The sequence below is a fragment of the Geodermatophilus sp. SYSU D00815 genome, assembly GCF_054050035.1.
Genome location: NZ_JBJGYO010000001.1, coordinates 145,908 through 169,973, shown reverse-complemented (window position 1 = coordinate 169,973; position 24,066 = coordinate 145,908). Strand labels below are relative to the sequence as shown.

Annotated in this window: 29 protein-coding genes and 1 riboswitch; of the genes, 11 read left to right on the top strand and 18 right to left on the bottom strand. The window is 76.9% G+C overall.

The genetic code is table 11. The annotated features are described in order from the left end of the window. Positions 1-681 (bottom strand): cyclase family protein, encoded by a 681-nt coding sequence (locus ACI78S_RS00895; RefSeq protein ID WP_456970302.1) that lies wholly within the window; start codon positions 679-681, stop codon positions 1-3. Next, positions 678-1,262, bottom strand: coding sequence for a helix-turn-helix domain-containing protein (locus ACI78S_RS00890; RefSeq protein ID WP_456970301.1), 585 nt, complete (start codon positions 1,260-1,262; stop codon positions 678-680). Before ACI78S_RS00890 ends, ACI78S_RS00895 begins: the two co-directional genes overlap by 4 nt. 138 nt (positions 1,263-1,400) lie before the next feature. Between ACI78S_RS00890 and ACI78S_RS00885 the strand changes: the two genes are divergently transcribed. The 3 genes from ACI78S_RS00885 to ACI78S_RS00875 are packed head-to-tail and all read left to right on the top strand — an operon-like array spanning position 1,401 to position 4,338. Continuing rightward, positions 1,401-2,975: a purine-cytosine permease family protein gene (locus ACI78S_RS00885; protein ID WP_456970300.1), complete on the top strand. Its 1,575-nt coding sequence runs from the start codon at positions 1,401-1,403 to the stop codon at positions 2,973-2,975. A 2-nt stretch (positions 2,976-2,977) separates the two neighbouring features. Further along, positions 2,978-3,934, top strand: a complete 957-nt coding sequence (speB, locus tag ACI78S_RS00880; protein WP_456970640.1) for an agmatinase — start codon at positions 2,978-2,980, stop codon at positions 3,932-3,934. Then, positions 3,931-4,338, top strand: coding sequence for a YybH family protein (locus ACI78S_RS00875; RefSeq protein ID WP_456970299.1), 408 nt, complete (start codon positions 3,931-3,933; stop codon positions 4,336-4,338). Before speB ends, ACI78S_RS00875 begins: the two co-directional genes overlap by 4 nt. Before the next feature lie 11 nt (positions 4,339-4,349). Here the strand turns inward: ACI78S_RS00875 and ACI78S_RS00870 are convergent, their stop codons facing one another. From ACI78S_RS00870 to ssd, 7 genes are all read right to left on the bottom strand, one after another. Beyond that, positions 4,350-4,718, bottom strand: coding sequence for an Rv3654c family TadE-like protein (locus ACI78S_RS00870; protein WP_456970298.1), 369 nt, complete (start codon positions 4,716-4,718; stop codon positions 4,350-4,352). Next, entirely contained in the window at positions 4,715-5,083 is a 369-nt protein-coding gene (locus ACI78S_RS00865) for a TadE family type IV pilus minor pilin (protein ID WP_456970297.1), read from the bottom strand. Before ACI78S_RS00865 ends, ACI78S_RS00870 begins: the two co-directional genes overlap by 4 nt. Then, positions 5,080-5,313, bottom strand: coding sequence for a DUF4244 domain-containing protein (locus ACI78S_RS00860; RefSeq protein WP_456970296.1), 234 nt, complete (start codon positions 5,311-5,313; stop codon positions 5,080-5,082). Before ACI78S_RS00860 ends, ACI78S_RS00865 begins: the two co-directional genes overlap by 4 nt. Before the next feature lie 123 nt (positions 5,314-5,436). Further along, positions 5,437-6,162 carry a type II secretion system F family protein gene (locus ACI78S_RS00855; RefSeq protein ID WP_456970295.1) on the bottom strand — a complete coding sequence of 242 codons (726 nt, stop codon included), beginning with the start codon at positions 6,160-6,162 and terminating at the stop codon, positions 5,437-5,439. Continuing rightward, entirely contained in the window at positions 6,159-6,974 is an 816-nt protein-coding gene (locus ACI78S_RS00850; RefSeq protein WP_456970294.1) for a type II secretion system F family protein, read from the bottom strand. Before ACI78S_RS00850 ends, ACI78S_RS00855 begins: the two co-directional genes overlap by 4 nt. Beyond that, positions 6,971-8,113 carry a TadA family conjugal transfer-associated ATPase gene (locus ACI78S_RS00845; RefSeq protein WP_456970293.1) on the bottom strand — a complete coding sequence of 381 codons (1,143 nt, stop codon included), beginning with the start codon at positions 8,111-8,113 and terminating at the stop codon, positions 6,971-6,973. Before ACI78S_RS00845 ends, ACI78S_RS00850 begins: the two co-directional genes overlap by 4 nt. Beyond that, positions 8,110-9,198, bottom strand: a complete 1,089-nt coding sequence (gene ssd / locus ACI78S_RS00840; RefSeq protein WP_456970292.1) for a septum site-determining protein Ssd — start codon at positions 9,196-9,198, stop codon at positions 8,110-8,112. The genes ACI78S_RS00845 and ssd overlap by 4 nt, the downstream gene beginning before the upstream one ends. Positions 9,199-9,325: 127 nt before the next feature. On the opposite strand from ssd, the gene ACI78S_RS00835 reads away from it, so the two are divergent. Continuing rightward, on the top strand, positions 9,326-10,171 hold the full coding sequence (locus tag ACI78S_RS00835) for an HAD family hydrolase (protein WP_456970291.1): 846 nt from the start codon (positions 9,326-9,328) through the stop codon (positions 10,169-10,171). Positions 10,172-10,191: 20 nt separating this feature from the next. Here the strand turns inward: ACI78S_RS00835 and ACI78S_RS00830 are convergent, their stop codons facing one another. Together ACI78S_RS00830 and ACI78S_RS00825 are read right to left on the bottom strand one after the other, a co-directional pair. Further along, positions 10,192-11,181, bottom strand: coding sequence for an aldo/keto reductase (locus ACI78S_RS00830; RefSeq protein ID WP_456970290.1), 990 nt, complete (start codon positions 11,179-11,181; stop codon positions 10,192-10,194). 12 nt (positions 11,182-11,193) lie between these two features. Further along, the gene (locus tag ACI78S_RS00825; RefSeq protein ID WP_456970289.1) at positions 11,194-11,982 is read right to left on the bottom strand and encodes an oxidoreductase; all 789 of its coding nucleotides are present in this window, start codon (positions 11,980-11,982) and stop codon (positions 11,194-11,196) included. A gap of 64 nt (positions 11,983-12,046) precedes the next feature. Between ACI78S_RS00825 and ACI78S_RS00820 the strand changes: the two genes are divergently transcribed. The 3 genes from ACI78S_RS00820 to ACI78S_RS00810 are packed head-to-tail and all read left to right on the top strand — an operon-like array spanning position 12,047 to position 13,880. Further along, positions 12,047-12,607, top strand: coding sequence for a histidine phosphatase family protein (locus ACI78S_RS00820; RefSeq protein ID WP_456970288.1), 561 nt, complete (start codon positions 12,047-12,049; stop codon positions 12,605-12,607). Continuing rightward, positions 12,604-13,125, top strand: coding sequence for a bifunctional adenosylcobinamide kinase/adenosylcobinamide-phosphate guanylyltransferase (gene cobU, locus ACI78S_RS00815; protein WP_456970287.1), 522 nt, complete (start codon positions 12,604-12,606; stop codon positions 13,123-13,125). Before ACI78S_RS00820 ends, cobU begins: the two co-directional genes overlap by 4 nt. After that, a complete protein-coding gene (locus ACI78S_RS00810) occupies positions 13,122-13,880 on the top strand; it encodes an adenosylcobinamide-GDP ribazoletransferase (protein ID WP_456970286.1) in 759 nt (252 codons plus the stop codon). The genes cobU and ACI78S_RS00810 overlap by 4 nt, the downstream gene beginning before the upstream one ends. 25 nt (positions 13,881-13,905) lie before the next feature. Here ACI78S_RS00810 and ACI78S_RS00805 read toward each other — a convergent pair whose 3' ends face one another. Both ACI78S_RS00805 and cobN read right to left on the bottom strand, forming a co-directional pair. Then, positions 13,906-14,175, bottom strand: coding sequence for a hypothetical protein (locus ACI78S_RS00805; RefSeq protein ID WP_456970285.1), 270 nt, complete (start codon positions 14,173-14,175; stop codon positions 13,906-13,908). Between the two features lie 381 nt (positions 14,176-14,556). Beyond that, positions 14,557-18,165 (bottom strand): cobaltochelatase subunit CobN, encoded by a 3,609-nt coding sequence (gene cobN / locus ACI78S_RS00800; RefSeq protein WP_456970284.1) that lies wholly within the window; start codon positions 18,163-18,165, stop codon positions 14,557-14,559. Between the two features lie 52 nt (positions 18,166-18,217). Next, positions 18,218-18,287: riboswitch (cobalamin riboswitch) on the bottom strand. 139 nt (positions 18,288-18,426) lie between these two features. Here cobN and ACI78S_RS00795 point away from each other — a divergent pair. Next, complete coding sequence (locus ACI78S_RS00795) at positions 18,427-18,717, top strand: DUF1540 domain-containing protein (protein ID WP_456970283.1); 291 nt, start codon at positions 18,427-18,429, stop codon at positions 18,715-18,717. 48 nt (positions 18,718-18,765) lie between these two features. Here the strand turns inward: ACI78S_RS00795 and ACI78S_RS00790 are convergent, their stop codons facing one another. The 3 genes from ACI78S_RS00790 to ACI78S_RS00780 are packed head-to-tail and all read right to left on the bottom strand — an operon-like array spanning position 18,766 to position 20,574. Further along, positions 18,766-19,182: a hypothetical protein gene (locus tag ACI78S_RS00790; protein ID WP_456970282.1), complete on the bottom strand. Its 417-nt coding sequence runs from the start codon at positions 19,180-19,182 to the stop codon at positions 18,766-18,768. A gap of 35 nt (positions 19,183-19,217) precedes the next feature. Beyond that, entirely contained in the window at positions 19,218-19,940 is a 723-nt protein-coding gene (locus ACI78S_RS00785) for a phosphotransferase (RefSeq protein WP_456970281.1), read from the bottom strand. Between the two features lie 4 nt (positions 19,941-19,944). Next, on the bottom strand, positions 19,945-20,574 hold the full coding sequence (locus ACI78S_RS00780) for a TetR/AcrR family transcriptional regulator (RefSeq protein WP_456970280.1): 630 nt from the start codon (positions 20,572-20,574) through the stop codon (positions 19,945-19,947). A gap of 60 nt (positions 20,575-20,634) precedes the next feature. On the opposite strand from ACI78S_RS00780, the gene ACI78S_RS00775 reads away from it, so the two are divergent. Together ACI78S_RS00775 and ACI78S_RS00770 are read left to right on the top strand one after the other, a co-directional pair. After that, entirely contained in the window at positions 20,635-21,345 is a 711-nt protein-coding gene (locus ACI78S_RS00775) for a hemerythrin domain-containing protein (RefSeq protein WP_456970279.1), read from the top strand. After that, positions 21,342-21,800 (top strand): nitroreductase/quinone reductase family protein, encoded by a 459-nt coding sequence (locus tag ACI78S_RS00770; RefSeq protein ID WP_456970278.1) that lies wholly within the window; start codon positions 21,342-21,344, stop codon positions 21,798-21,800. Before ACI78S_RS00775 ends, ACI78S_RS00770 begins: the two co-directional genes overlap by 4 nt. Before the next feature lie 64 nt (positions 21,801-21,864). Here ACI78S_RS00770 and ACI78S_RS00765 read toward each other — a convergent pair whose 3' ends face one another. Continuing rightward, on the bottom strand, positions 21,865-22,194 hold the full coding sequence (locus ACI78S_RS00765) for a tetratricopeptide repeat protein (RefSeq protein ID WP_456970277.1): 330 nt from the start codon (positions 22,192-22,194) through the stop codon (positions 21,865-21,867). Positions 22,195-22,294: 100 nt separating this feature from the next. On the opposite strand from ACI78S_RS00765, the gene ACI78S_RS00760 reads away from it, so the two are divergent. Further along, the gene (locus tag ACI78S_RS00760; RefSeq protein ID WP_456970276.1) at positions 22,295-22,954 is read left to right on the top strand and encodes a DUF4383 domain-containing protein; all 660 of its coding nucleotides are present in this window, start codon (positions 22,295-22,297) and stop codon (positions 22,952-22,954) included. A gap of 4 nt (positions 22,955-22,958) precedes the next feature. Here the strand turns inward: ACI78S_RS00760 and ACI78S_RS00755 are convergent, their stop codons facing one another. Continuing rightward, positions 22,959-23,966: an iron-siderophore ABC transporter substrate-binding protein gene (locus tag ACI78S_RS00755; RefSeq protein WP_456970275.1), complete on the bottom strand. Its 1,008-nt coding sequence runs from the start codon at positions 23,964-23,966 to the stop codon at positions 22,959-22,961. Between the last annotated feature and the right edge of the window lie 100 nt (positions 23,967-24,066).

Genomic DNA, 24,066 nt, shown 5'->3' with positions numbered 1-24,066 from the left:
CTAGGGCGCGGCGTCCAGCTCCAGGGCCACGGCTCGCACGGGTGCGCCGTCCGCGCCGGCGAACCGCAGGGGCAGCACGCTGAGCAGCGGCTCGCGCACGCGGACGCCGTCCAGGCCGCGGAGGTTCTCGACGATCACGCCGCCGGCGCCGAGCACGTGCAGGTGCGCGGCGAAGCCCTCGGCGGGCTCGCCACCGGGCACGGTCTCGTCCAGGCTGAGCGCGTCGATGCCGATCGTGCGCACGCCGGCGGCGACCACGCGGGCCGCGGCGTCCCCGGTGAGGAACGGGTGGGCGAAGTACGCGTCGGTGCCCCAATGCCGGTCCCAGCCGGTGTGCAGCACGAGGACGCGGCCGGGACCCAGCCGGTCGGCGTGCGGCGCGAGGTCGGCCCACTCGATCCGGCCGCGCGGCCCCTTGCCGCCGACGTCGACGACCACGGCGGGGCCCACGAACAGGTCCAGGGGGAGCTCGTCGATGCGCGCGCCGTCCTCGAGGAAGTGGTACGGCGCGTCCACGTGCGTGCCCGTCTGCGAGCCCATGCGCACGTGCAGGACGTTGTACCCGTCGGCCGCCACGGTGGCCGCGGGGGTGAACCGGGCCACCGGGTCGCCGGGGTAGACCGGGGTGTCGTCGTCGACGACGTGGGAGAGGTCGACGATGCGCCGGACGGGTCCGGTCACGGCGCGGGGGCGAAGGCCCACAGGACCTCGCAGGGTCTGGACGGCGACGGGTTGAGCCAGGTGTGCGGCGTCGCGCCCGGCATGGTGAAGGCGTCGCCGGCGCGCAGGTCCACGACCTCCCCGGGCAGGAGCAGCCGCAGCTCGCCGCTGAGCACGTGGATGAACTCGACCTCGCAGGCGAGCGAGTACAGCTCCTCGCCGCCCCCGCCGCCGGGCTCGACGCGGGAGCGGATCACCTGCAGCTGCCGCTGGTCGCCGGCGGTGAGCAGCACCTCGCGCAGGCCCTGACCGCCGAAGTTGATCGGCGGGGCCTCCTCGGCCCGGACCAGCGAGGTCTGGGGGCTCTCGAACAGCCGGCCGACGGTGATGCCGAGGATGCCGCAGACGGTCACCAGCGTGGCCACCGACGGGGAGACCTCGTCGCGCTCGAGCCGGCTGAGGAAGCCCTTGGTCAGCCCCGCCTGCGCCGCGACGGCGGCCAGGGTCAGCCCCGCCGCCTGACGGGCGGCCCGCAGCCGGGCGCCCACCAGCGCCTCGCCGGGGTCGTGCGGGCGGGGTAGCCGCCGGAGCTCGCCAGCCACTGCGCTCCTCTCGACGTCGGGTGCGGTCAGCATGCCGCATGGCCTTCTCGGAAAACATCCGTTGCCTGACAGGCAACTTTGCCCCTAGCCTCTGCGCGACCGAGTGGCGGAGGCCGCTCCCCTGACGCGGAGGTGCAGATGAGCGGAGCCGAGGTCGCCGGCCTGGCGGCCGAGCAGCGGCGGCCGAGGGCCACGGAGGTCGAGCAGCACGGGATCGACACCATCCCCGACGCGGAGCGGACCTCCCGCCCCTTCGACCTGTTCCGCATCCAGTTCGGCGGCGCCAACACGTTCGCCACGATCATCCTGGGGACGTTCCCGATCCTGCTCGGGCTCTCGCTCGTCCAGGCGGTGGCGGCGACGGTGGTCGGCGTCCTGGTGGGCGCGCTGTTCCTCATGCCGATGGGCCTGTTCGGGCCGCGCACCGGCACGAACAACGCGGTGTCGTCCGGCGCGCACTTCGGCGTGCGGGGTCGCGTGCTCGGCTCGTTCCTGTCGCTGCTGACCGCGCTCGCGTTCTACTCGATCTCCGTCTGGGTCAGCGGGGACGCGCTGGTGGGCGCCTCGACCCGGCTGTTCGGCACCGGCGACTCGGAGCTGTTCCGCGGCGTCATCTACGCCGTCCTGGGCGGCCTGGTGATCGTCGTGGTCGTGTACGGCTACCAGTTCATGCTGCTGGTGAACAAGGTGGTGGTCCTGGCCAACACGGCGCTGATGCTGCTGGCGCTCGTGGCCTACGCCTCGCAGTTCGACCCCGGCTACGACCCCGGCCCCGAGGCGTACGCGCTGGGCAGCTTCTGGCCCACGTTCGTGCTCTCGGCGCTGATCGTCATGGGCAACCCGATCAGCTTCGGCGCCTTTCTCGGCGACTGGTCGCGCTACATCCCGGCGAGCACCCGCCCGTCGCGGCTGCTGGGCGCCACCCTGCTCGCGCAGCTGGCCACCCTCGTGCCGTTCCTCTTCGGCGTCGCCACGGCGACGCTGGTGGCCGGCGAGGTCGACTACGTCTTCGCGCTGATCCAGGTCTCGCCCATCTGGTACGCGCTGCTGCTCATGGTGGTGGCGTTCCTGGGCGGGCTGTCGACCGGGGTCACCTCGCTCTACGGCACCGGCCTGGACTTCTCCTCGGTGTTCCCGCGGCTGAGCCGCGTGCAGGCGTCGCTGGTCATCGGCACGCTCGCGTTCGTCTTCATCCTCGTCGGCCGGCTGGTGTTCGACCTGCTCGCCAGCGTCAACGCGTTCGTCGGCGCGATCGTCATCTGCACCACGCCGTGGATGATCATCATGGCGATCGGCTACTGGGTGCGCCGGGGCTACTACTCCCCGACCGACCTGCAGGTCTTCAACCAGGGCCGGCTGGGCGGGCGCTACTGGTTCAGCGGCGGCACCAACTGGCGCGGCATGGCCGCGTGGATCCCGGCCGCGGTGGTCGGCCTGCTGTTCGCCAACTACCCGCCGCTGATCGAGGGCCCCTTCCGCAACGCGGCCGGCGGGGTGGACATCAGCCTGCCGGTGTCGATCGGCCTGGCCGCGGTGGTCTACGTGGCGCTGCTGTTCGCCTTCCCCGAGCCGCGGTACGTCTTCGGCCCGGCCGGCCCGAGGTGGGTGCCCGCCTCCGACTCCCCGATGCCCGAGGTGGTCGACGACCCGCGGGCGTCGGTGCACCGCACGGGCCGCCGTCGCGACCTCTCGGCGGTGGAGCAGGATCGGTGAGCATGCAGCGCATCTCCCAGGACGGCCGTCTCGGCCAGGTCGACGCCACCGTCGTGCCCCGGTTCGCCGGGCCGCCGACCTTCGCCCGCCTGCCGCGCATCGACGAGGTCTCCGACGTCGACGTCGCCGTCGTCGGGGTGCCGTTCGACTCCGGTGTCAGCTACCGGCCCGGCGCGCGCTTCGGCCCCGCGCACGTGCGCGAGTCCTCGCGGCTGCTGCGCCCGTACAACCCGGCGCAGGACGTCGAGCCGTTCGGCCGCCAGCAGGTGGTGGACGCCGGCGACCTGGCGGTCAACCCTTTCGACATCGGTGAGGCGATCGCCGCGATCGAGGCGGGGGCACGCAGCCTGCTGGAGCGGACCGGCCGGCTGATGACCATCGGCGGGGACCACACCATCGCGCTGCCGCTGCTGCGCGCCCTGCACGCGGTGCACGGCCCGATCGCGGTGGTGCACTTCGACGCCCACCTCGACACCTGGGACACCTACTTCGGCGCCGACTACACGCACGGCACGCCGTTCCGGCGGGCCTCCGAGGAGGGGCTGCTCGACCGGAGCGGCTGCCTGCACGTGGGCATCCGCGGCCCGCTGTACTCGGCGCGCGACCTGGTGGAGGACGCCGAGCTGGGGTTCCAGGTGGTGCACTCCCGCGACGTCGACGACCTCGGCATCCGCGGGGTGGTGGAGCGGGTGCAGGCCCGCGTCGGGGAGCGACCGGTGTACGTCTCGGTCGACATCGACGTGCTCGACCCGGCGTTCGCCCCAGGGACGGGCACGCCCGAGGCGGGCGGGCTCACCAGCCGGGAGCTGCTGGCGGTCCTGCGCAGCTTCGCCGGGTCGAACCTGGTGGGCGCCGACCTGGTCGAGGTGGCCCCCGCCTACGACCACGCCGAGATCACCGGCATCGCCGCCTCGCACGTGGCGTACGAGCTGATCTCGGCGATGGCGGCGGGCCGGTGAACGGGTCTCCCGCCGCGGAGGAGGTGCGCCGGGCCGGCGCCGCCCTCGTCGACGCGTTCGGCCGCAACGACCTCCCCGCGTACTTCGCCTGCTTCGCACCCGACGCCACCTTCCTGTTCCACACCGCCGACCGGCTGCTCACCTCGACCGAGGAGTACCGCCGGCTCTGGCAGCGGTGGGAGGCGGAGGACGGCTTCCGGGTGCTGGACTGCGCCACCACCGACACCCGCGTGCAGGTGCACGGCGACGTCGCCGTGCTGACCCACGCCGTGCGCACCACCGTGTCCACCACGGCGGGCCAGGAGGTGCTGCAGGAGCGGGAGACGATCGTGTTCTCCCGGGCGGCCGACGGCCGCTGGTTGGCGGTGCACGAGCACCTGTCCCCCGCGCCCGCGTCGGCCTGACACCCGGGCGGTCACCCCTCCGCCCCGGCGCCGACCGGTCCCGCGCGGGCCCGGCCCTCGGCGGAGAAGGCGCCGAGGGGCCCGAGCCGGAGGGGGACGGCGACGGTCACCGCGACCACCGCGCCGCTGGCCAGGGCGCAGGAGGTCAGCTCGGCCCCGTTGCGCGCGGCGAGCTCGGCGGCGGCCGCGCAGGCGCCGGGATCGCCGCGCACCGCGGCCGCCGCGGCGGCCAGCGCCGCGAGGTCCGCCGCCGCCCCGGCCCGGTGCCGCGCGGTGACCGCCGCTGCCAGGAGGACCGCGGCCGTGCCCACGGCGGCGAGCACGCCGGCCAGGGCGAGTACCCAGACCGTCGCCGAGCCGCGCTCGCCGTCCCGGCTCACGGCACCCCACCGGGCTCGCGCACCGCGACCGCCGCCGCCGACACCCGGACGCGCACCGGGACCGGCCCCAGCGCCGGCAGGTCGGCGGTGACGGTCACGCGGACCTCGTCCACCGACGTGGCCACGTCGACCGTCGCCCCGTCGGGGGCCGAGCGGGCCGCGATCGCGCCGACCACGGCCGCGGTCTCGCCCCGCGCCGCGGCCCGGGCCGCCTCCCGCGCCGCGTCCACGCACCGCATCTGGGCGCCGACCACGGTGACCGCGGCGACGGCGCCCGCCAGCACCAGCAGCAGCACGGGCAGGACCACCGCCGTCTCGGCCGTGACCATGCCGGCGTCGCCGCGCGGGCGCCGCCGCGCCGTCACGACAGCGTGCCGAGGGCCGACTCGACGAGCTCGCCGAGGGCGTCGACGATCGAGCCGCCGGTGACGACCCGGTAGAGGACGGCGGCGAACGCGCAGGCCGCCACGGTGCCGACCGCGTACTCCGCGGTGCTCATGCCGGCCTCGCCCGAGGCCCGCACGCGGGCCCAGCGGCGGGCCGCCGCCCGGAGCGGCCGGCGGCCGGGGATCGGGGGACGGGGGTTCTGCTGCACGGTTCGCTCCTGGGTTCGGGGCCCGCCGTCCGGGCCGTCGGGTCGACCCTCGCGGCCGGGGCCCTCCGGTCGGCCGCCCCGGCCCGATCTGTGGAGGACCGGAGGCCCTGTGGACGCCGGGCCTCAGCCGAACACCTCGCCGGCGATGCCCAGCACCAGCGGCACGACGCCGAGGCACAGGAAGGCCGGCAGGAAGCACAGCCCCAGCGGTGCGAGGACCCACACCCCGGCCCGCCGCACGTCGGCCTCGATGCGGGTGCGGGCGAGCACGCGGGCGTCGGCCGCCAGCGCGCGCAGCGCGGGCCCGACGGCCGAGCCGGACTCCCCCGCGCGGACCAGCACCCGGGCGAGCGCAGCCAGCTCCTCCGGAGCGCCGGCCCAGGCCGACCGCGGCTCGGCGCCGAGCCGGGTGAGCCCCGCGACCCGGCGCAGCTCCCCGGAGAGCGGCTCGTGCACGGCCGTCGCCACCGCCGCCAGGGCCGCTGCGGTGGGCAGGCCGGCGGAGAGGCAGACGGCGAGCAGGTCGCAGGCGACCGGCAGCTCCTGCTCCAGCGCGGCCCCTCGGTCGCCGTCCGCCGCCGCGCCCGAGCGCAGCGCCCGCTCCCCGAGGGCGCCGACGACCACGGCGGCGAGCAGGCCGAGCACGCCGCCGACGAGCAGTCCGACCGCACCACCGGCCGCGGCCGCCAGCAGTCGGCGCTGCCAGGCGGCCGCCAGCGCCGCCTCGCGGGACGCCGACCGCACCGGCGCGGGCGGCGCCGCCACCCGGCCGCGGCCGCGGGCGCGGGCCGGCGGCCAGGCGAGCAGCGCGGCGGCCAGGGCCAGCAGGGCGGCGCTCCCGCCGGTCACCGGCCCTCCGGCACGGCTCGGCGGGTCGCCCGGGACGCCAGCCGGCGCGACCAGGCGACGCCGGCCACCTCCAGGCCCACGCCGACGACGAGCAGCACCTGGCCGGGCCCCGTCGCGGTGAGCACGCGCCAGGGGTCGGCGCCCACGCCGCTGCCCATGGCGAGGCCCAGCAGCGGCAGGCCGGCGAGCAGGGTCGCGCTGGCCCTCGGCGCGGACAGCGCGGAGCGGAGCTCCAGCCGCCGGCGGTGCCGCGCCCGCAGGTCGTCCTCGACCGCCGCCACGACCTCGGACAGCGCGGCCCCGGTGTCGCGGCTCAGCCGGACGGCCGCGGCGAGCCGGTCCAGCGCCGCCTCCGCCGGCCGGGGCGGGGCGCGGCGCCCCGGCGCGGGGGGCGCCGGGGCACGGACCGCCCGCACCAGCGCGGCCCCCACCCCGTCGTCGCTGCAGGTGCGGGCCGCGGCCGCGGCGGCGACCTCGAGCGGCCGGCCGCTGCGCAGCTCGGCCGCGAGCGCGCCGAGCGCCTGGGTGACCGCCGCCGACGCCGCCTCCCGCCGGGCCGCCTGGCGGCGGCCGAGCTCGGCCCGCGCGGCCAGCGCGGCGCAGGCCCCGGCGAGGCCGGCGACCAGCGGGGTGCTGGCGATCGCGGCCCCCGCGGCCACGGCGGCGCCCACGAGGACCGGCGCCGACCGCGGTCCCGGCCGGAGGCGGGAGGCGGTGGCGCGCGGGCGGGGGCCCAGCCGGGCCCGGCGCAGCGCGCCGGCGTCCGGCCAGGCCAGCAGCGCCGCGGCCAGCGCCAAGAGGGCCGCCGTCACGGCTCGTCGTCGCCGTCGAGCAGCGCCGACAGCCGCTCCGCCGCCGGGCACGGTCCGCCGTCGGCCCGCCAGGCCGGCTCCACGACCACGCCGTCGCCGGTGCGGCGGAGGACGCCGAGCTCGTCGACCCGCCGGCCGACCGCCGACCGCCGCAGGTGCACCACGACCGAGAGCGCGGCCGCGGCCTGGCTGTGCACGGCGGCCCGGTCGAGCCCGGCCGCCACGCCCAGCGCCTCGAGCCGGGCGGGCACCTCGGCCGGGCGGTTGGCGTGCAGCGTGCCGCAGCCCCCGTCGTGGCCGGTGTTGAGGGCGGCGAGCAGGTCGGTCACCTCGGCGCCGCGGACCTCCCCCACGACGAGCCGGTCGGGCCGCATGCGCAGCGCCTGCCGGACCAGGTCCCGCAGCGTGACCAGCCCGGCGCCCTCGACGTTCGGCGGCCGGCTGAGCAGCCGCACGACGTGCGGGTGGGCCGGGGCCAGCTCGGCGGCGTCCTCGCAGAGCACGATGCGCTCCGCGGGGTCGACCACGGCCAGCAGCGCCGACAGCAGGGTGGTCTTCCCGGCGCCGGTGCCGCCGGTGACCAGGAACGCCCGCCGCCGGGCCACCAGCGCCCGCAGCAGCCGCTCGCTCCCGCCGGGGAAGGCGCCGGCCCGCGCGAGGGCCGCGAGGTCGGGCGTGGCCCGGCGCAGCACCCGCAGGGACAGGCAGGTGCCGCTCCCGGAGACCGGTGGCAGGACCGCGTGGAGGCGGGTGCCGTCGGGCAGGCCGACGTCGACCCACGGCGCGGCGTCGTCGAGGCGGCGGCCGGCCGCGGCGGCCAGCCGGACGGCGAGCCGGCGGACGGCGTCGTCGTCGGGGAAGGCCAGCGCGGTGCGCTCGAGCCCGTCGCCGCGGTCCACCCACACCTGGTCGGGGCCGTTGACCAGGACGTCGGTGACGTCGGGCAGGCGCAGCAGGGGCTCCAGCGGCCCGGCGCCGGCCAGCTCGTCGACCGCCTCGCGGACGGCGCGCAGCACGTCGTCGTCGCCGAGCAGCCCGCCGGACTCGGTCCGCACCAGGGCGGCGACGGCCGCGCGGGAGGGCACCCCCGGCTCCGTGGCGAGGCGGGCCCGGACCCGGTCCAGCAGCGGGCCGGTCACGGGGCGGGCTCGCTCGGCCCCGGCACCTCCGCCAGCAGCCGCCGCGCCAGCACGCCCAGCGGCGCCCGCGCCGAGACCAGCGGCGGTTCCCCGCGCTCGCCGCGCGGCACCGCGGCGCGGTCGTGCCCGAGCTCGGCCAGCACCGGCCGGCCGAGCAGGTCGGCCACGTCGTCGCGGGACAGCCCGCCCGGGACGCCGCGGGTCACGACCACGGCCGACGACCAGGGCCGCCCGGGGTCGAGGAGCAGACGGGCCGCGGAGACGGCGCGCAGCCGCGCGGGGACGACGAGGACCGACAGGTCGGCCTCGGCGAGGACGGTCTCGGCCGGCGCGGGCTCGCCGCGGGGCAGGTCGACGACGACGGCGGCCCCGGCGGACCGGCCGGCGAGGGCGACGGCGCTGAGCGCCTCGGCCGGGATGGCGACCGGGTCGGCGCGGGAGGCCGCGAGGACGCGGACGCCGGCGGTCTCCGGCAGCGCGGCGAGCAGGGCGTCGCCGGCGACGCGTCCCCGCAGGCCGGTGAGCTCGGGCCAGCGCAGCCCGTCGGTGCGCTCCGCGCCGAGCAGCAGGTCCAGCCCGCCGCCGGCGGCGTCGGCGTCGACCAGCAGGGAGCCGGGCGCGGCGGCCAGCGCGAGCGCGGTCGCGACGGTGCTTGCACCGGCGCCCCCGCAGCTGCCGCCCACCGCCGCGAGCCAGCCGGACGCGACCGGGGAGCGCACCGCGGAGGCGCACCGCGACAGCAGCCACGCCTCGTCGGCCGGCAGCCGGGCGACGCGCTCGGCGCCCAGCTCCACGGCGGTGGCCCAGTCGGCCGCGGGCAGCTCGCCGCGGGTCACCACGACCAGCCCGGCCCGCCGCGGGAGCGCCCGCACGGCCGGTGCGGGGAGGACGTCCGAGCCGACGAGGACGAGCGGCGCGGTGCGGTGGGCGCGGCGCAGCGCCGGGCCGCCGGTGGCCAGCTCGGCCTCCGCACCGGCCGCGGCCAGCAGCCGGAGCAGGTCGTCGACGAGGTCGCCGTCGGCGCTGACGACGAGCGGGCGGGCGGCCGCGGCGGGCGCGGCGAGGGAGCGGGAGGAGGCACGCACGGGTCCCAGCCCACGGGCGCCGGGGCAACTTCTGCCAGCCGCGGAGGCGAACTGTGGATGACCCGTTCGGGTGTGGACGGCGCGCGACCTGCCCTGCTGTCGGCGGGTCCACTTACCCTCGTGCCTTGTGACCCGCGCTGCGGCGTTCTTCGACCTCGACAAGACGGTCATCGCGAAGTCCAGCACCCTGGCCTTCGGACGACCGTTCTTCCAGGGTGGGCTGATCAACCGACGCACCGTGCTCAAGTCCGCCTACGCGCAGTTCGTCTTCTCCCTGCAGGGCGCCGACGCGCAGCAGATGGAGCGGCTGCGGGCGCAGATCACCGCGATGTGCACCGGCTGGGACGTCGCCACGGTGCACGAGATCGTCGGCGAGACCCTGCACGACATCGTCGACCCGCTGGTCTACGCCGAGGCGGCCGACCTGATCGAGGAGCACAAGGCGGCGGGCCGGGAGATCGTGATCGTCTCCAGCAGCGGCGCCGAGGTGGTCGAGCCGATCGGCGCGCTGCTGGGGGCCGACCGCGTGGTCGCGACCCGCATGGTGACCGTCGAGGGTCGCTACACCGGCGAGATCGACTTCTACGCCTACGGCGAGAACAAGGCCCTCGCCATCCGCGAGCTGGCGGCCGAGGGCGGCTACGACCTCGCCGACTGCTACGCCTACAGCGACTCGATCACCGACCTGCCGATGCTGTCGGTCGTCGGGCACCCGACGGCGGTCAACCCCGACCGCGGGCTGCGCAAGGCTGCCCTCGACCAGGGCTGGCCGGTGCTGGAGTTCAGCCGGCCGGTGTCGATGCGGGCGCGCTTCAGCGTCCCGCCGGCCCCGGTGGTCACCGGGGCCGCGGTCGGCGTCGGCGCGGCCGTGGTCGGGCTGGCCTGGTACGCCCGGCACCGCGCGCTGCGGGCGGCCGCCGCGCTGACCGAGGCCGGGGCGGTACCCGGCCGCTGGCGGCGCCGGGGCGCCTGACCGGCGCCCTCCGGGCGCGGTCAGACCCCCAGCCGCTGCCGCACCGCGTCCACCCGCTCGCGGACGGTGTCCACCACCGTGCGCGCCGTCGAGACCGGCGTGAACGCCCGGGCGGCGGCGGTGAGCGCGGCCTGCTCGTCGGCGGCCAGGGCCAGCTCGGCCGCCGCGGCGTTGGACTCCACCTGCTCCACGCCGGACGCCCCCGGGATGACCACCACGCGGGGCAGGCCGAGCAGCCAGGCCAGCGCGACCTGCGCGGGCGTCGCGTCGTGCGCCGCGGCGACCTCGCGCACGAGGTCGAGCAGCGGCTGCACCCGGCGCAGGTTCTCGGTTCCGAACAGCGGGTTGGCGGCGCGCACGCCGCCCGGCCGGTCGTCGACCCCGTACCGGCCGCCGAGCAGCCCCTGGGCCAGCGGGCTGTAGGCGATGACCAGCCGGTCCTCCCGCTCGGCGAACGGCACCAGGTCGTCGAGGGGCCCGGCGGTGGCGAGGGAGAACTCCACCTGGTTGCTCACCACCGGGCGGCCCAGCGCGGCGTCGGCGGCCCGCCAGCGGGCCAGGGAGTAGTTGGAGACGCCGACGGCGCCGATCCGGCCGGCGTCGAGCAGCTCCCGCATCGCCGGCATCGTCACCGAGTCGCGGACGACCGGGTTGGGCTGGTGCACCTGGTACAGCGGGATCCGCTCCAGCCCGAGCCGGCGGGCGCTGCCGGCCCACCGCTGGCGGACCACCGGCGGGAACGGCGCCACCGGGAAGATCTTGCTGGCGACGACGACCTCCGCGCGCTCGTCGTCCAGGGCCTCGCCGAGGATCCGCTCGCTGCGGCCGAAGCCGTAGATCTCCGCGGTGTCGAACAGGGTGATGCCGAGTTCGCGCGCGCGGCGGACGACGTCCCGGGCGCCGCGCTCGGCGTAGGTGTCGCCGTAGCCCCACTCGCGGGAGCCGAACTGCCACGTGCCCAGCCCGATGCGGCTGACCGGGCCGAGCCCGTCGACGTCGAGGTACTGCACGATCGGCTCCTCTCAGCCGCGCAGGATCGCCTCGGCGATCGCCAGGCCCTCGGCGGCGCCGTGCTCGGTGGCCCGGCAGCAGTGCACGAGCCAGCCGGCCACCCCCTCGGGGCGGCCGGACGAGTAGCCGGCGAGCGCGCGGGCGTACTGCTCGCGGCCGAGCTCGACGAACCCGACCTCGGGCACGGAGACCGCCTTGGGGTCCAGGCCCCGGGTGATCCCGGTCAGCCGCCCGGCCGCGCGGGCGACGACGCCGTCGGCGGAGCCGAACGGGGCCATCGCGGCGAGCTCGCCGTGCACCAGGGCCGCGACCAGCACGGCGGGCAGGGTGGTCTCCACGGTGACGAGGCCGAACAGGCCGGCCAGGCGCGGGCCGGCGTGCGCGGCGGGGCGGCCCAGCGCCGCCCGGTCCACCAGGTCTGCCGCCGCCAGCACGTGCAGCCGGGCCAGCACCTGCCCGGGCGCCTTGGGCCAGGTCTCGGTCATCGACCCGAGACCGGCCGAGACCCGCAGCGACCCCTGCACCACCGGGTCCGCCACGGCGCCGGAGCGCAGGTCGGCCAGCGGCACGTCGACGCCGTCGAGGGCCGCGGACGCGCGGGCCCCGCGCAGCGCCGACTCCGTGCTCACCTCCGCCGACCGGTTGCGCATCAGCCGGTGCGCCAGCAGCCGGTCGATGCCGGTCCGTGCGGAGTCCGCCGCCTCCCGCACCCCGGGCAGCTCCAGCAGGTGGGCCAGCGGGTCGGGCCGGCTCGGGCGGGCAGCGGGACGGGCGGCACCGGGCCGCACGGGGATCGTCACGCAGACGACGGTACGAGGCGGGGGCGCACGGCCCGTGCGCGCCCTCGCCTACGCTCCGGGCACCATGCCTGCTGATCACGGGCCCCGCTCCCTGACCCTGCTGCTCGTCCGCCACGGGCAGAGCGAGTGGAACGCCGCCGGCCGGATGCAGGGGCAGACGGCGCACGTCCCGCTCACCGCGCTGGGCCACGAGCAGGCCGCGGCGGCCGCCCGCGCGCTGGCGGGGCGGCGGCCCGGCGCGCTGGTGTCCAGCGACCTGCACCGGGCCGTGCAGACCGCCGAGCACTGCGCGCGGGCCACGGGGCTGCCGGTGCGCACCACGGCCGCGCTGCGCGAGCAGGGGTACGGGGTGCTCGAGGGCCGCCCCTCGCGCGAGCTGTGGGACGTCGTCGACTGGACCGACCCGCACTGGTCGGCCGAGGGCGGCGAGAGCCTCGCGCAGCTGCACGCGCGGGTCGCCGGCTACCTCGCCGAGCTGACCGCCGCGCCCCCCGCCGAGGTGGTCGCCCTCGTCACCCACGGCGACACCATCCGCGCCGCGCAGGCGGTCGCGGCCGGGCTGGGCCCGGAGGGCATGCCGGCCGTCACCCCGCCCAACGGCAGCGTCACGGAGCTGCGCCTGTGAGCCGGGTGCTGGTGCTGGGTGGCTCCCGGTCGGGCAAGTCGGCGCACGCCGAGGCGCTGCTCGCCGGGGTTCCCGACGTCACCTACCTGGCCACGTCGGCGCGGTCGGACGACGACGCCGAGTGGGCGGCGCGCATCGCCGCCCACCGCGCCCGCCGCCCGGCGGGCTGGACGACGCTGGAGACGACGGCACCGTCGGAGCTGCTGCGCGGCGGCGCCGTGCTGGTCGACAGCGTGACCACGTGGATCGCCGCGCTGATGGACGAGACGGGTGTCTGGACCGCCGAGCCCGGCGCGCTGGAGCGGCTGGCCGGCCGCTGCGACGCGCTGGTCAACGCGTGGGCGATGACGCCGGCGCACGTGGTGGCGGTCAGCGACGAGGTGGGTCTCGGCGTGGTGCCCGAGACCCGGGCCGGCCGGCTGTTCCGGGACACGCTCGGCGCGGTCAACCAGCGGCTGGCGGGCACCGCCGACGAGGTGTGGTTCGTCGTCGCCGGGCTGCCGCAGCGGCTGCGATGAGGTGGACCGGCCCGCTGGAGTCGGCCGCGCTGCTCACGGTCCTCCGGGTGCCCGCGCGGGCGGCGGCGAGCACCCGTGGCGTGCTGCCCTGGGCCCCGCTGGTCGGCCTGGTCCTCGGGGCGCTCGCCACCGGGGTCGGCGTCCTCGGGGCCCGCCTGGTCTCGCCCTTCGCCGGAGCCGTGCTCTGCGTCGCCGCCCTGGCGGCGCTGACCCGCGGCCTGCACCTGGACGGGCTGGCCGACACCGCCGACGGGCTCGGCCCGCTGCGCGGCCGCGAGCGGGCGCTGCAGGTCATGCGCCAGAGCGACATCGGCCCGTTCGGCGTGGTGACCGTGCTGCTCACCGTGCTGCTGCAGGTGGCCTGCCTGGCCGTGCTGCTGCCGCACGAGCCCGTCGCGCCGGTCACGGCCGTGGTCGTCGCGCGGCTGGCGATGGCGCGCACCGGCCTGCCCGGCACGCCGGTGGCCGAGGGGTCCGCGCTCGGCCGGGCGGTGACGGGCACGGTCCCGCCCGGCTGGCTCACCGGGTGCGCGCTGGTGGTGGCGGCGCTCGCCGGTGGCGCGGGGTGGCTCACCGGCGGCCCGGCCGACGCCGCGCGGCTGCTCGCCGCCGCGGTCGCCGGGATGCTCGCCGCCGAGCTGCTGCGCGTCCGGGCGACGGCCCGGCTCGGCGGCGTCACCGGCGACGTCATGGGCGCCATGGGCGAGGTCGCGGCCACGGGCACGCTGCTGGTGGCCGCCGCCGCGCTCGGCTGACCGCCCGGCCTGCCGGCGGCCGCTGCTACGCGCGGGCGGCGGTGGGGACGTCCGCGTCGGAGGCGAGGTCGGCGCACGTCCGGCAGCGCAGCACGCCGACCGTCGGCTCCGACCAGTCCTGGTGGGGCAGCGGGATGACGTCGGTCCCGCAGAGGGCGACGTCGCCGTCGCGGCGGAACAGCCGGGTGACGGCGTGCGCCACCCCGGCCGGCTTCCGGTCGCCCCGCCCGCCCGCGGCGGACGGGGCGCCGACGGCGACGACGCGCTTCGCGCCGGTCATGTACTTGCTTCTCACGGTCACAGCGTGCCCCGAACGGGTGACGGAACGCTATGACTCACGAGAAATCGCGGCGCAGCTCACCGCCTCTTCAGGAAGTTCTCCACCATCCGACCGAGACCTCCGGCGGGCGCTGCGGCCCGCCCCCGTCCCATGCCCCGGCCCATGCCCCGGCCCGTCGTGGCCCGGGAGCGCATGCCCGTGCGCGGCGTGCTCGTCCGTCCCATGCCGACCCGCCCACGCGGCGCGGCGCGGCCGGCGCTGCGTCCCGCGGCACGGCCCCCACGCGCGGCCGTGTTCTCAGCCTTGCCCATCAGTCGTCCGAGGATGCTCATGGCACTGCACTACCCCGGGGCGCCGGGCCGCACCCGTCGACTCGCGTGCCGGTACGCGGCGGACTCAGGCAGGCGCGCCCTGCTGGGCCGGCGTCTCCCCGCCCTCGAGGTCGCCCTCGGTGTCGAGGTAGGCCTGCTGCAGCTCGGCCAGCAGCTGGGGGTCGGGCGCGGCCCACATCCGCCGGTCCACCGCCTCCAGCAACCGCTCGGCGATGCCGTGCAGCGCCCACGGGTTCGCCCGCTCCAGGAACTCCCGGTTCTCCGGGTCGAGCACGTAGGTCTGCGCCAGCTTCTCGTACATCCAGTCGTCCACCACGCCGGTGGTGGCGTCGTAGCCGAACAGGTAGTCGACGGTGGCGGCGAGCTCGAACGCGCCCTTGTAGCCGTGCCGGCGCATCGCGGCCAGCCACTTCGGGTTCACCACCCGCGCGCGGAAGACCCGCGAGGTCTCCTCGGCCAGCGACCGGGTGCGCACCGACTCCGGCCGGGTCGAGTCGCCGATGTAGGCCTTCGGCGCCGAGCCGGTGAGCGCCCGGACCGTGGCCACCATCCCGCCGTGGTACTGGAAGTAGTCGTCGGAGTCGGCGATGTCGTGCTCGCGGGTGTCGACGTTCTTCGCCGCGACCGCGATCCGCCGGTACGCCGCCTCCATGTCCGGCCGTGCCTCGACGCCGTCGAGGTCCCGCCCGTAGGCGTAGCCGCCCCACACCGCGTACACCTCGGCCAGGTCGGCGTCGCCGCGCCAGTTCCGCGAGTCGATCAGCGGCAGGATGCCGGCCCCGTACGCGCCCGGCTTCGAGCCGAACACCCGGGTGGTGGCCCGCCGCCGGTCGCCGTGCCCGGCGAGGTCGGCGTCGACGTGGGCCTTCACGAAGTTGGCCGACGGCGGCTCGTCGAGCCCGGCCACCAGCGTCACCGCGTCGTCCAGCATGGTCACCACGTGCGGGAACGCGTCGCGGAAGAACCCGCTGATCCGCACGGTGACGTCGATCCGCGGCCGGCCGAGCTCGTCGAGCGGGACCGGCTCGAGACCGGTCACCCGCCGCGAGGCGTCGTCCCACACCGGGCGGACGCCGAGCAGCGCCAGCACCTCGGCGACGTCGTCCCCCGACGTGCGCATCGCCGACGTGCCCCACACCGACAGCCCGACCGACGCCGGGTACTCCCCCGTGTCGGCGCGGTACCGCTCGACCAGCGACTCCGCCATCGCCTGCCCGGTCTCCCACGCCAGCCGTGACGGCACCGCCCGCGGGTCGACGGAGTAGAAGTTGCGCCCGGTCGGCAGCACGTTGACCAGCCCGCGCAGCGGCGACCCGGACGGCCCGGCCGGGACGTACCCACCGGCCAGGGCGTGCAGGACGGCGGAGAGCTCCTCGGTCGTGCGCTCCAGCCGCGGCACCACCTCCTCGACGGCGAACCGCAGGACGGCGGCCACGGCCTCGTCAGGCCCGCCCAGCACCTCGGCGACGGCGTCGTCCACCGCGGACGCCGCCCACCCGGCCGACTCCATCCCGGCGACCAGCGCGGACGCCGTCGCCTCGACCGCGTCGGTGTCGGCGCGGGAGGCGTCCTCGGCCAGCCCCAGCGCCTCGCGCAGCCCGGGCAGCGCCACCGAGCCGCCCCAGATCTGCCGGGCCCGCAGCATCGCCAGCACCAGGTCCACCCGGTCGGCGCCGGTCGGCGGCACGCCGAGCACGTGCAGGCCGTCGCGGATCTGCGAGTCCTTGATCTCGCACAGCCACCCGTCGACGTGCAGGATCATCTCGTCGAAGTGGTCGTCCTCCGGCCGCTCGGCCAGCCCCAGGTCGTGGTCGAGCTTCGCCGCCTGGATCAGCGTCCAGATCTGCGCCCGCACCGCCGGCAGCTTCGCCGGGTCCATCGCCGCGACGTTGGCGTGCTCGTCGAGCAGCTGCTCCAGCCGCGCGATGTCGCCGTAGGAGTCGGCGCGGGCCATCGGCGGCACCATGTGGTCGACCAGCGTGGCGTGCGCCCGCCGCTTGGCCTGCGAGCCCTCGCCCGGGTCGTTGACCAGGAACGGGTAGACCAGCGGCAGGTCGCCGATCGCGGCGTCCGGCCCGCACGAGGCCGACATGCCCACGGTCTTGCCAGGCAGCCACTCCATGTTGCCGTGCTTGCCGACGTGCACGACCGCGTGCGCGCCGAACTCCGACCGCAGCCACCAGTACGCGGCCAGGTAGTGGTGCGAGGGCGGCAGGTCGGGGTCGTGGTAGATCGCGATCGGGTTCTCGCCGAAGCCGCGCGGCGGCTGCACCATCACGACGACGTTGCCGGCCCGCAGCGCGGCGAAGACGATGTCGTCGCCGTCCACGAACAGCGAGCCCGGCGGCTCGCCCCAGTGCTGCACCACCGCGTCGCGGAGGTCGGCGGGCAGGGTGTCGAAGTGGGCGCGGTACCGCGCCGCGGGGATGCGCACCGGGTTGCCGCCCAGCTGCTCGGACGTCAGCCAGTCGGCGTCCTGGCCGCCGGCCGCGATCAGCGCGTGCACCAGCGCGTCGCCGTCCAGGTCGGCCACGCCCGGGAGCGCGTCGGGCCCGTCGAACGGGCCGATGTCGTAGCCCTCGCCCTGCATCGCGGCGAGCAGCCGGACCACGGAGGCCGGGGTGTCCAGGCCGACGGCGTTGCCGATCCGCGCGTGCTTGGTGGGGTACGCCGACAGCATCACGACGATCCGCCGCTCGGCCGGCGGGGTGTGCCGCAGCCGGGCGTGCGCCACCGCCGTCCCGGCCACCCGCGCGGCGCGCTCCGGGTCGGCGACGTAGGTGGTCAGGCCGTCGGCGTCGGTCTCCTTGAAGGAGAACGGCACGCTGATCAGCCGGCCGTCGAACTCGGGGATCGCGACCTGGTTGCCGACGTCGAGGGGGGACAGCCCGTCGTCGTCGGCCAGCCACTCCGCCCGCGAGCGGGTCAGGCACAGGCCCTGGACCACCGGCACGTCGAGCGCGGCGAGCTGGCCGACGTCCCAGGCGCCGTCGTCCCCGCCGGCCGAGGCCAGGGCGGGCCGGGCGCCGCCGGCCGCCAGCACGGTGACGACGAGCGCGTCGGCGGTGCGCAGGACGTCGAGCAGCTCGTCGGGGACGCTGCGCAGCGAGCTGACGAACACCGGCAGCGCCTGCCCGCCGGCGTCCTCGACCGCCGAGCACAGCGCCTCGACGAAGCCGGTGTTCCCGGCCAGGTGGTGCGCCCGGTAGTAGAGGACGGCGATCCGCGGGCCGCTGCCGGTCGAGGGCCGCTCGAGCACCCCCCAGTCCGGCGCGACCGCCGGCGGCTCGAACCCCTCGCCGGTGAGCAGCACGGTGTCGGAGAGGAAGCGGTGCAGCTGCACCAGGTTCGCGGGGCCGCCCTGGGCCAGGTAGGCGTGCGCCTCGGTGGCCACCCCCATGGGCACCGTGGACAGCTCCATCAGCTCGGCGTCGGGCAGCTGCTCGCCGCCGAGGACCACCACCGGGACCGGGCCGGCCAGCAGCGGGGCGAGCAGCTCCTCGAAGTGCCGGCGCACGCCGAGCAGCCGGACGACGACCAGCGCGGCGCCCTCGACCAGCGCGGCGATGCCGTCGTCGTCGAGCCGCGCGGGGTTTCCCAGCCGCCAGGCGGCGCCGCTGGCGCGGGCCGAGAGGAGGTCGGTGTCGCTGGTGGAGAGCAGGGTGAACGTCACGGTGCAGGCCTCCTCCGGGGTCCGCGCCCCGGGTCGTCGGGCACGGCAGCCGGAGTGTCTGGCTGCACCCGTCAGGCGGGCTCACAGTGGCGGGACCGCGCCGGGATCGCACCGGCTTCCTCGCGCAACTGCCGTGGGGGACGAACCGTACCGCCCGGCTCGTCGACACCTGCCGAAGGGCCGGGCCCCGAGCGCGTTCGCGCAGCCAGGCAAGCCTTTCCTTGCTGGAAAGCCACGGGAGCCGGTGTCAGGCTGGGGCCCATGACGACCCTGCAGGAGCTCCCCCAGGTCCAGGACTGCGCCGTCCACAGCTGTTCGTACAACGCCGAGTCGGCGTGCCACGCCGGCGCCATCACCATCGGGGGCGACCACGCCCACTGCGGCACCTTCGTGGAGATCTCCTTCCGCGGCGGCCTCGACCGCACCGGCCTCGTCGGCGCCTGCCACCGCTCCGACTGCCGGCACAACGAGCAGCTCGAGTGCACCGCCCCCGGTGTCCGCGTGGGCCCGGCGGCGGACGTCGCCGACTGCCTCACCTACGACGCTCGCTGACCTGACCGGACGGCCCCGCTGCGAGCCCGCCAGCAGCGGGGGCTCCGGCTACGAGGCCAGGTGGTCCGGCACCGCCACCGGCTCCACGGAGAGTTCCCCGGCCGTCCCGGCGCGCAGCGCGCCGTCGGCCACCGCGAGCGCGGCCACCGGGTCGTCGTCGTCGACGAGGACGGCGCACCCGGACCCGGCCACGGCGCGGACGGCGGCGAGCACGGCCCGGCGCTCGGCCGAGCCGAGCCCGTCGGTGAGCCGGTCGACCAGCACGACCGCGGCGTCGCGGGCGCCGGCCAGGGCCGCCAGCCGCTGCGCCAGGTCCCCGGCCGCGGCCAGCCGCCGGACCTGCACGTCGCCGTGACCGCCGGCGCACCGGCCGGTGCTCTCGTCGAGCGCCGCCATCACCTCGCGGCGGGCGCGGTCCGCGCCGAGCAGCACGGTCACCTGGGCGGTGGGCAGCCGCAGCCCCATCGAACCTCCTCGCGGCGGGGAAGGCGAGGCTAACCTCACCCGCCGCCCTCCGCCAGGGCCGCCAGCCGCGGACCGTGCTCGCCCATCCACGCGAGCAACCCGTCGAACACCTCCACCGCCCCGGCCCGGCGGTGCGCGGCGTGGTCGGCCCGCGCCCGGTGGAAGCGCGCGGTGAGCTCCCGCACGACCGCCCGCGGCCGCATGCCGGGGTAGCCGTCGCACAGCAGCCGCAGCCGCCGAGCCTGGTCGGGCACCGGGACGGCGGTCTCGGTGAGGTCGGCGCAGCACCAGGCGGCGTGCGCGAAGTCGAGGATCCGCGGGCCGGGGCGCACCGCGTCGTCCCAGTCGATGATCGCCACGGCCTCCTCCCCGCGGAACACGGTGTTGTGCGGGCCGAGGTCGCCGTGGCACACGACCTGAGCGGGGGCGAGGCCCGGGAAGCCGACCGAGGCGTCGTGGAAGGCGCGGACCAGGGCCGCGGAGCTGATGAGCTGCGCGTCGCTGAGCAGGGCCGGCAGCGCGTGCGGCACGGTGCCCTCGATCCAGGTCACCACCTCGCGACCGCGCTCGTCGAAGCCGAGCGGGCGCGGCGCCCCGGCGAAGCCCGCGTCGGCCAGGTGCCGCAGCACGGCCTGCACCAGCTCGGAGCGGTCGTGCCGGGGACGGCGGACCGTCGTCCCCACGCGGACGACCCCGGCGCCGCGCGCGCCCCCGGACAGCGGCTGCTCGCCGCCCCCGCCGACCGGGACCGTCGCCACCGGCCTACTCCAGCAGGAGACGCTCCACCGCGTCGACCAGGAAGTCCGCGTACTGCTCGAGCGACCAGCCGCGGACCTGCACCAGGTTGACCACCGGCTCGTGCGAGAACAGTCCCCAGAACACCTCCGTCGCCCGGTCGACGTCGAGCCCGTCGCGCAGCCACGGCTCGAAGGCGCCCACCAGCAGCCGGTTGTCCTCGAGCCGGCGGCGTTCGTACTCGCGCCACGCCTCGGCGATCTCCGGGTCGCCGGCGGCCGCGGCGGCGAACACCACCACCACGGGGATGACCATCGGCACGTAGAAGCGGGTCAGGTCCCGCGCGGCTGCCAGCTTGCCCGCGCGGTCCGGGGCCTCCAGCAGCCGCACGAACAGGTCCCGCTGGGCGAGCGGCACCTCCTCGTCGTCGCCGACGACCGCCCGGTCGACGCAGGCGAGCAGCAGCGACGCCTTGCTCCCCTGCCCGAACACCGTCTGCACCGACACCCCGGCCTCCGCGGCGACGTCCTTCATCGTCGTCGCGGCGTAGCCCTTCTCGAGGAAGCACCGTCCCGCCGCGTCGAGCACGGCGGCCCGCGTCCGCTGCGCCTGCTCGGCCCGCAACGGGGAGCGGTAGACCCTCTTGCCCTCGGTCACGGATCCACTCTACTCTTCCACTATTCGTTAGAGCTTCACTACATCCAATGAGGTGACCCCGTGACCGCCACCGCTGCCACCCCCGTGCCGCAGCTCCTGCTCCCGGGCCAGGCCGCCGCCCCGGAGGGCCCGGTCGACGTCGCGCCGATGTACCTGATGCACCGCGCCTTCCGCCGCGACCTCCACGCCTTCGCCGACGTCGTCCCGGTCGTCGAGGTCGGCGACCGCGCCCGGTGGGAGGCGATCCGCCGCCGGTTCGCGTTCTTCGCCACGGTGCTGCACAAGCACCACTCCGGCGAGGACGCCGCCATGTGGCCGCTGCTGGCCGAGAGGGGCGCCGACCGGGCGGTGCTCGACGCGCTGGAGGCGGAGCACGAGGGCATCGACCCGCTGCTGGACTCGGTCGCGGAAGACCTGCAGGCGCTGGCCGACGGCTCCGGCGGCGCGGCCACCCGCGACCGGCTCGCCGGCACCACCGCCCGCCTGCGCGACGGGCTGGGAGCGCACCTGGCCCACGAGGAGCGCGACGGCATGGCGCTGGTGCAGCGGTACCTCACCCAGGAGGACTGGGACCGGCTGGACCGCGAGGTCTTCGCCGAGGACTACACGCCGCGCGAGGTGCCCGCCGTCCTCGGCTGGGTCCTGTCCGGCCTGCCGGTGGAGGCCCAGCGCCGGATGCCCGGGGCGAACCGGCTGCTGCTGGCCTTCGGCCGGCTCATGGCCCGCCGCTTCGAGCGCCGCGAGGCGCGCGCCTTCGGGACGACGCGGTGAGCACCCGCAAGGACCGGGTGCTCCACACCGTGAGCAGGCACGTGGCCCGCTTCCACGTGGCGCTGCACCGGCGCTCCGGCGGCCGGCGGGCCAACACGTTCCGCGGCGGCGACATCCTGATGCTCAGCCACCGCGGGCGCCGGACGGGCCGGGTGCACACCACCCCGGTGGCCTACGTCCGGGACGGCGGGGACTACGTCGTGGCCGCCTCCAACGGCGGGATCGACATCGAGCCGCACTGGTGGCAGAACCTGCAGGCCGACCCGCGCGGCTCGGTCGAGGTGCGCGGGCGTCGGGTCGACGTCGTCGCCCGGGCCGTCGACGAGGCCGACCGGCCGCGGCTGTGGGACGCGCTCAACGAGAACATCCGCACCTACGACGCCTACCAGCGCAGGGTGGGCCGGCGGATCGCGGTGATCCGGCTGACGCCCGTGGCGGCGGACCGGGCCGCCTGACCGGCGGCCGGGACGCCGCGAGGGGCGGTCCGCGGCACGGACCGCCCCTCGCGTCGGACGGGGGTCAGGCGGCGCCGAGCGCGTCGGCGACCCGGTGGTGGACGGCGGCGTCGTCGGCACGGCTCTGCCGCTCGAGGGTGCGCGCCAGCGCGCGGCGGGCCCAGCCGTTGGCCGGCGCCAGCCCCACCAGCCGGCCGAGGGTCTCCTCGGCCCGGTGCAGCTGCGCGGAGGCGAAGTAGGCGCGGGCCAGCAGCTCCAGCGCGGCCTCGTTGCGCGGCTCGGCCTCGACGACGGCGGCGAGGATGCGGGCGGCCTCGGTCGGCTGCCCCATGGCCAGGAAGAGGTCGGCGCGCAGGTACTCGGAGTGCAGGTCCAGCTCGAAGGGCGTGCTCACGACGGGCTCAACGCGCCCCCGCCCCGGCGCCTTCCCGCGCATCCACGCCGCGGGCGCCGGTGGAAGAGCGGGCAGGACCGACCCTCCCGAGGAGAGCGCCATGGCCCTTCCCGTCCGCCGTCCCACCGCCCTCGGCCCCGGTGAGCGGGTGCTCGCCGTCCACCGGGTCGGGGCCGTCGTCGTCGCCGCCGTCCTGCTGGTCTTCGGGCTGCTGGGGTTCGCCGACGGGCTGGCCTACTTCTCCACGGAGGGCGAGCGCGTCCTCGGCCTGTCCTCCAACGGCCTGCTCTCGACCGTCTCGGTGGTCACCGCGGCGGTCCTGGTCGGCGCCGCGGTGCGCGGCCCGCGCGTCGCCTCGACCGTGATGATGGTCGTGGGCGCGCTGTTCCTGGTGTCGGCGCTGGCCAACCTCGCCGTCCTGGAGACCGGCTGGAACCTGCTCGCCTTCCGGCTGAGCAACGTCTTCTTCTCCATCGGCGCCGGGCTGGTGCTGCTGCTGCTCGGCGCGTACGGCCGGGTCAGCGGCAACCTGCCCGCCGACAGCCCGTACGCCCGGCCGCACCCGCCGGAGGGCGCCTGGACCGCCGACGACCAGCCGTCGACGCCGGCGGAGTTCGCCGCCGAGCGTGCGATGCGGGCGGCCGAGATCGCCGTCGTCCAGCACGTCGCGACCGCCGACCAGCGCCGCCGGGTGGCGGCGATGGCGCGGGTGCGCGGCCGCGCCGAGCGGCGGACGGTGTGGATGTCCTTCGACGCGTGAGGCGTCAGCCGGTGTAGTCGGGGACGACGGTCGACGGGTCGCCGTCGGCCGCGGCGGCCAGCAGGGGCACCGCGACCTCCAGGGCGTAGGGCAGGCTCAGCGGGCTGCTGTAGCCCAGGGCGCCGGCGAAGTCGGTCGAGAAGTCACCGAGGTACACGGTGCGGTCCTCGGAGACGACCGCCAGCGCCGAGAACAGCGGGTCCGCCGTCAGCGTGGCGCGGTCGGCGCCCATGGGGACCAGCACGTCCTGGTCGAGCAGGCCCAGCAGCTCGGCCGAGACCTCGCCCTGCTGCTCGGGTGCGGTGAAGCCGAGGTCGAGGAAGAACCGGGTGCGCAGGTCGCTCTCCTCGAGGATGTAGTGACCGGTCTCGAAGAGGAAGTCCAGCGCCAGCGTCTTGCCCGCGAACTCGGGGTGCTCCTCGACCGCCGCGGCGAACCGGCCCTCGACGTCGGCGACGAGGGCCTCCGCCTCGTCCTCGGCGCCGAGCGCGAGCCCGGTCATGCGGGTCTGCTCCTGCCAGGGGGTGCCGCCGGTCGGGTGGTCGGCGGACTCGGCGACCGTCGGCGCGATGTCGGAGAGCAGCTCGTAGGTGCTCTCGTCGATGAACGAGTAGACGCCGAGGATGAGGTCGGGGTCCAGCGCGGCGATCGCCTCCAGGTCGAGCTCCTCGCCGCCGACGGTGGGCAGCGGCTCGTCGGGCAGCAGGTCGACGGCCCAGGGGCGCTGCGTCGCGTCGTAGTCGCCGAGGTTCTCGCGCACGCCGACCGGGGTCACGCCGAGCGCGAGCGCGAAGTCCTGCTCGTTGAAGCCGATCGTGACGACCCGCTCCGGCCGCTCCTCGATCGTGGTCTCACCGAAGGTGTGCCCGATGGTGACCGGGAAGGCGTCGTCGTCGGCGGCGCTCCCGGCCGCACCGCCGGACCCCTCCTCCGATCCCCCGCAGGCCGCGAGCGTCAGGGCGGCGAGGGTGGCGGCGAGGACGGCGGCGGCCGCCCGGCGGGTTCGGGGCACGGGAACTCCTGCTCAGGGGGAGGATCGGTCGAGGAAGGTTAGCCTCACCTCACTCGGACGCGGAAGCGGGGTCACCGGCGGGCGACGTAGCCTCGCTGCC

Bases quoted from the DNA above. Each gene is read 5' to 3' on its own strand.
- ACI78S_RS00885 (WP_456970300.1), top strand. From the start codon at position 1,401: ATGAGCGGAGCCGAGGTCGCCGGCCTGGCGGCCGAGCAGCGGCGGCCG.
- speB (WP_456970640.1), top strand. From the start codon at position 2,978: ATGCAGCGCATCTCCCAGGACGGCCGTCTCGGCCAGGTCGACGCCACC.
- ACI78S_RS00820 (WP_456970288.1), top strand. From the start codon at position 12,047: ATGCCTGCTGATCACGGGCCCCGCTCCCTGACCCTGCTGCTCGTCCGC.
- ACI78S_RS00810 (WP_456970286.1), top strand. From the start codon at position 13,122: ATGAGGTGGACCGGCCCGCTGGAGTCGGCCGCGCTGCTCACGGTCCTC.
- ACI78S_RS00795 (WP_456970283.1), top strand. From the start codon at position 18,427: ATGACGACCCTGCAGGAGCTCCCCCAGGTCCAGGACTGCGCCGTCCAC.
- ACI78S_RS00790 (WP_456970282.1), bottom strand. From the start codon at position 19,182: ATGGGGCTGCGGCTGCCCACCGCCCAGGTGACCGTGCTGCTCGGCGCG.
- ACI78S_RS00760 (WP_456970276.1), top strand. From the start codon at position 22,295: ATGGCCCTTCCCGTCCGCCGTCCCACCGCCCTCGGCCCCGGTGAGCGG.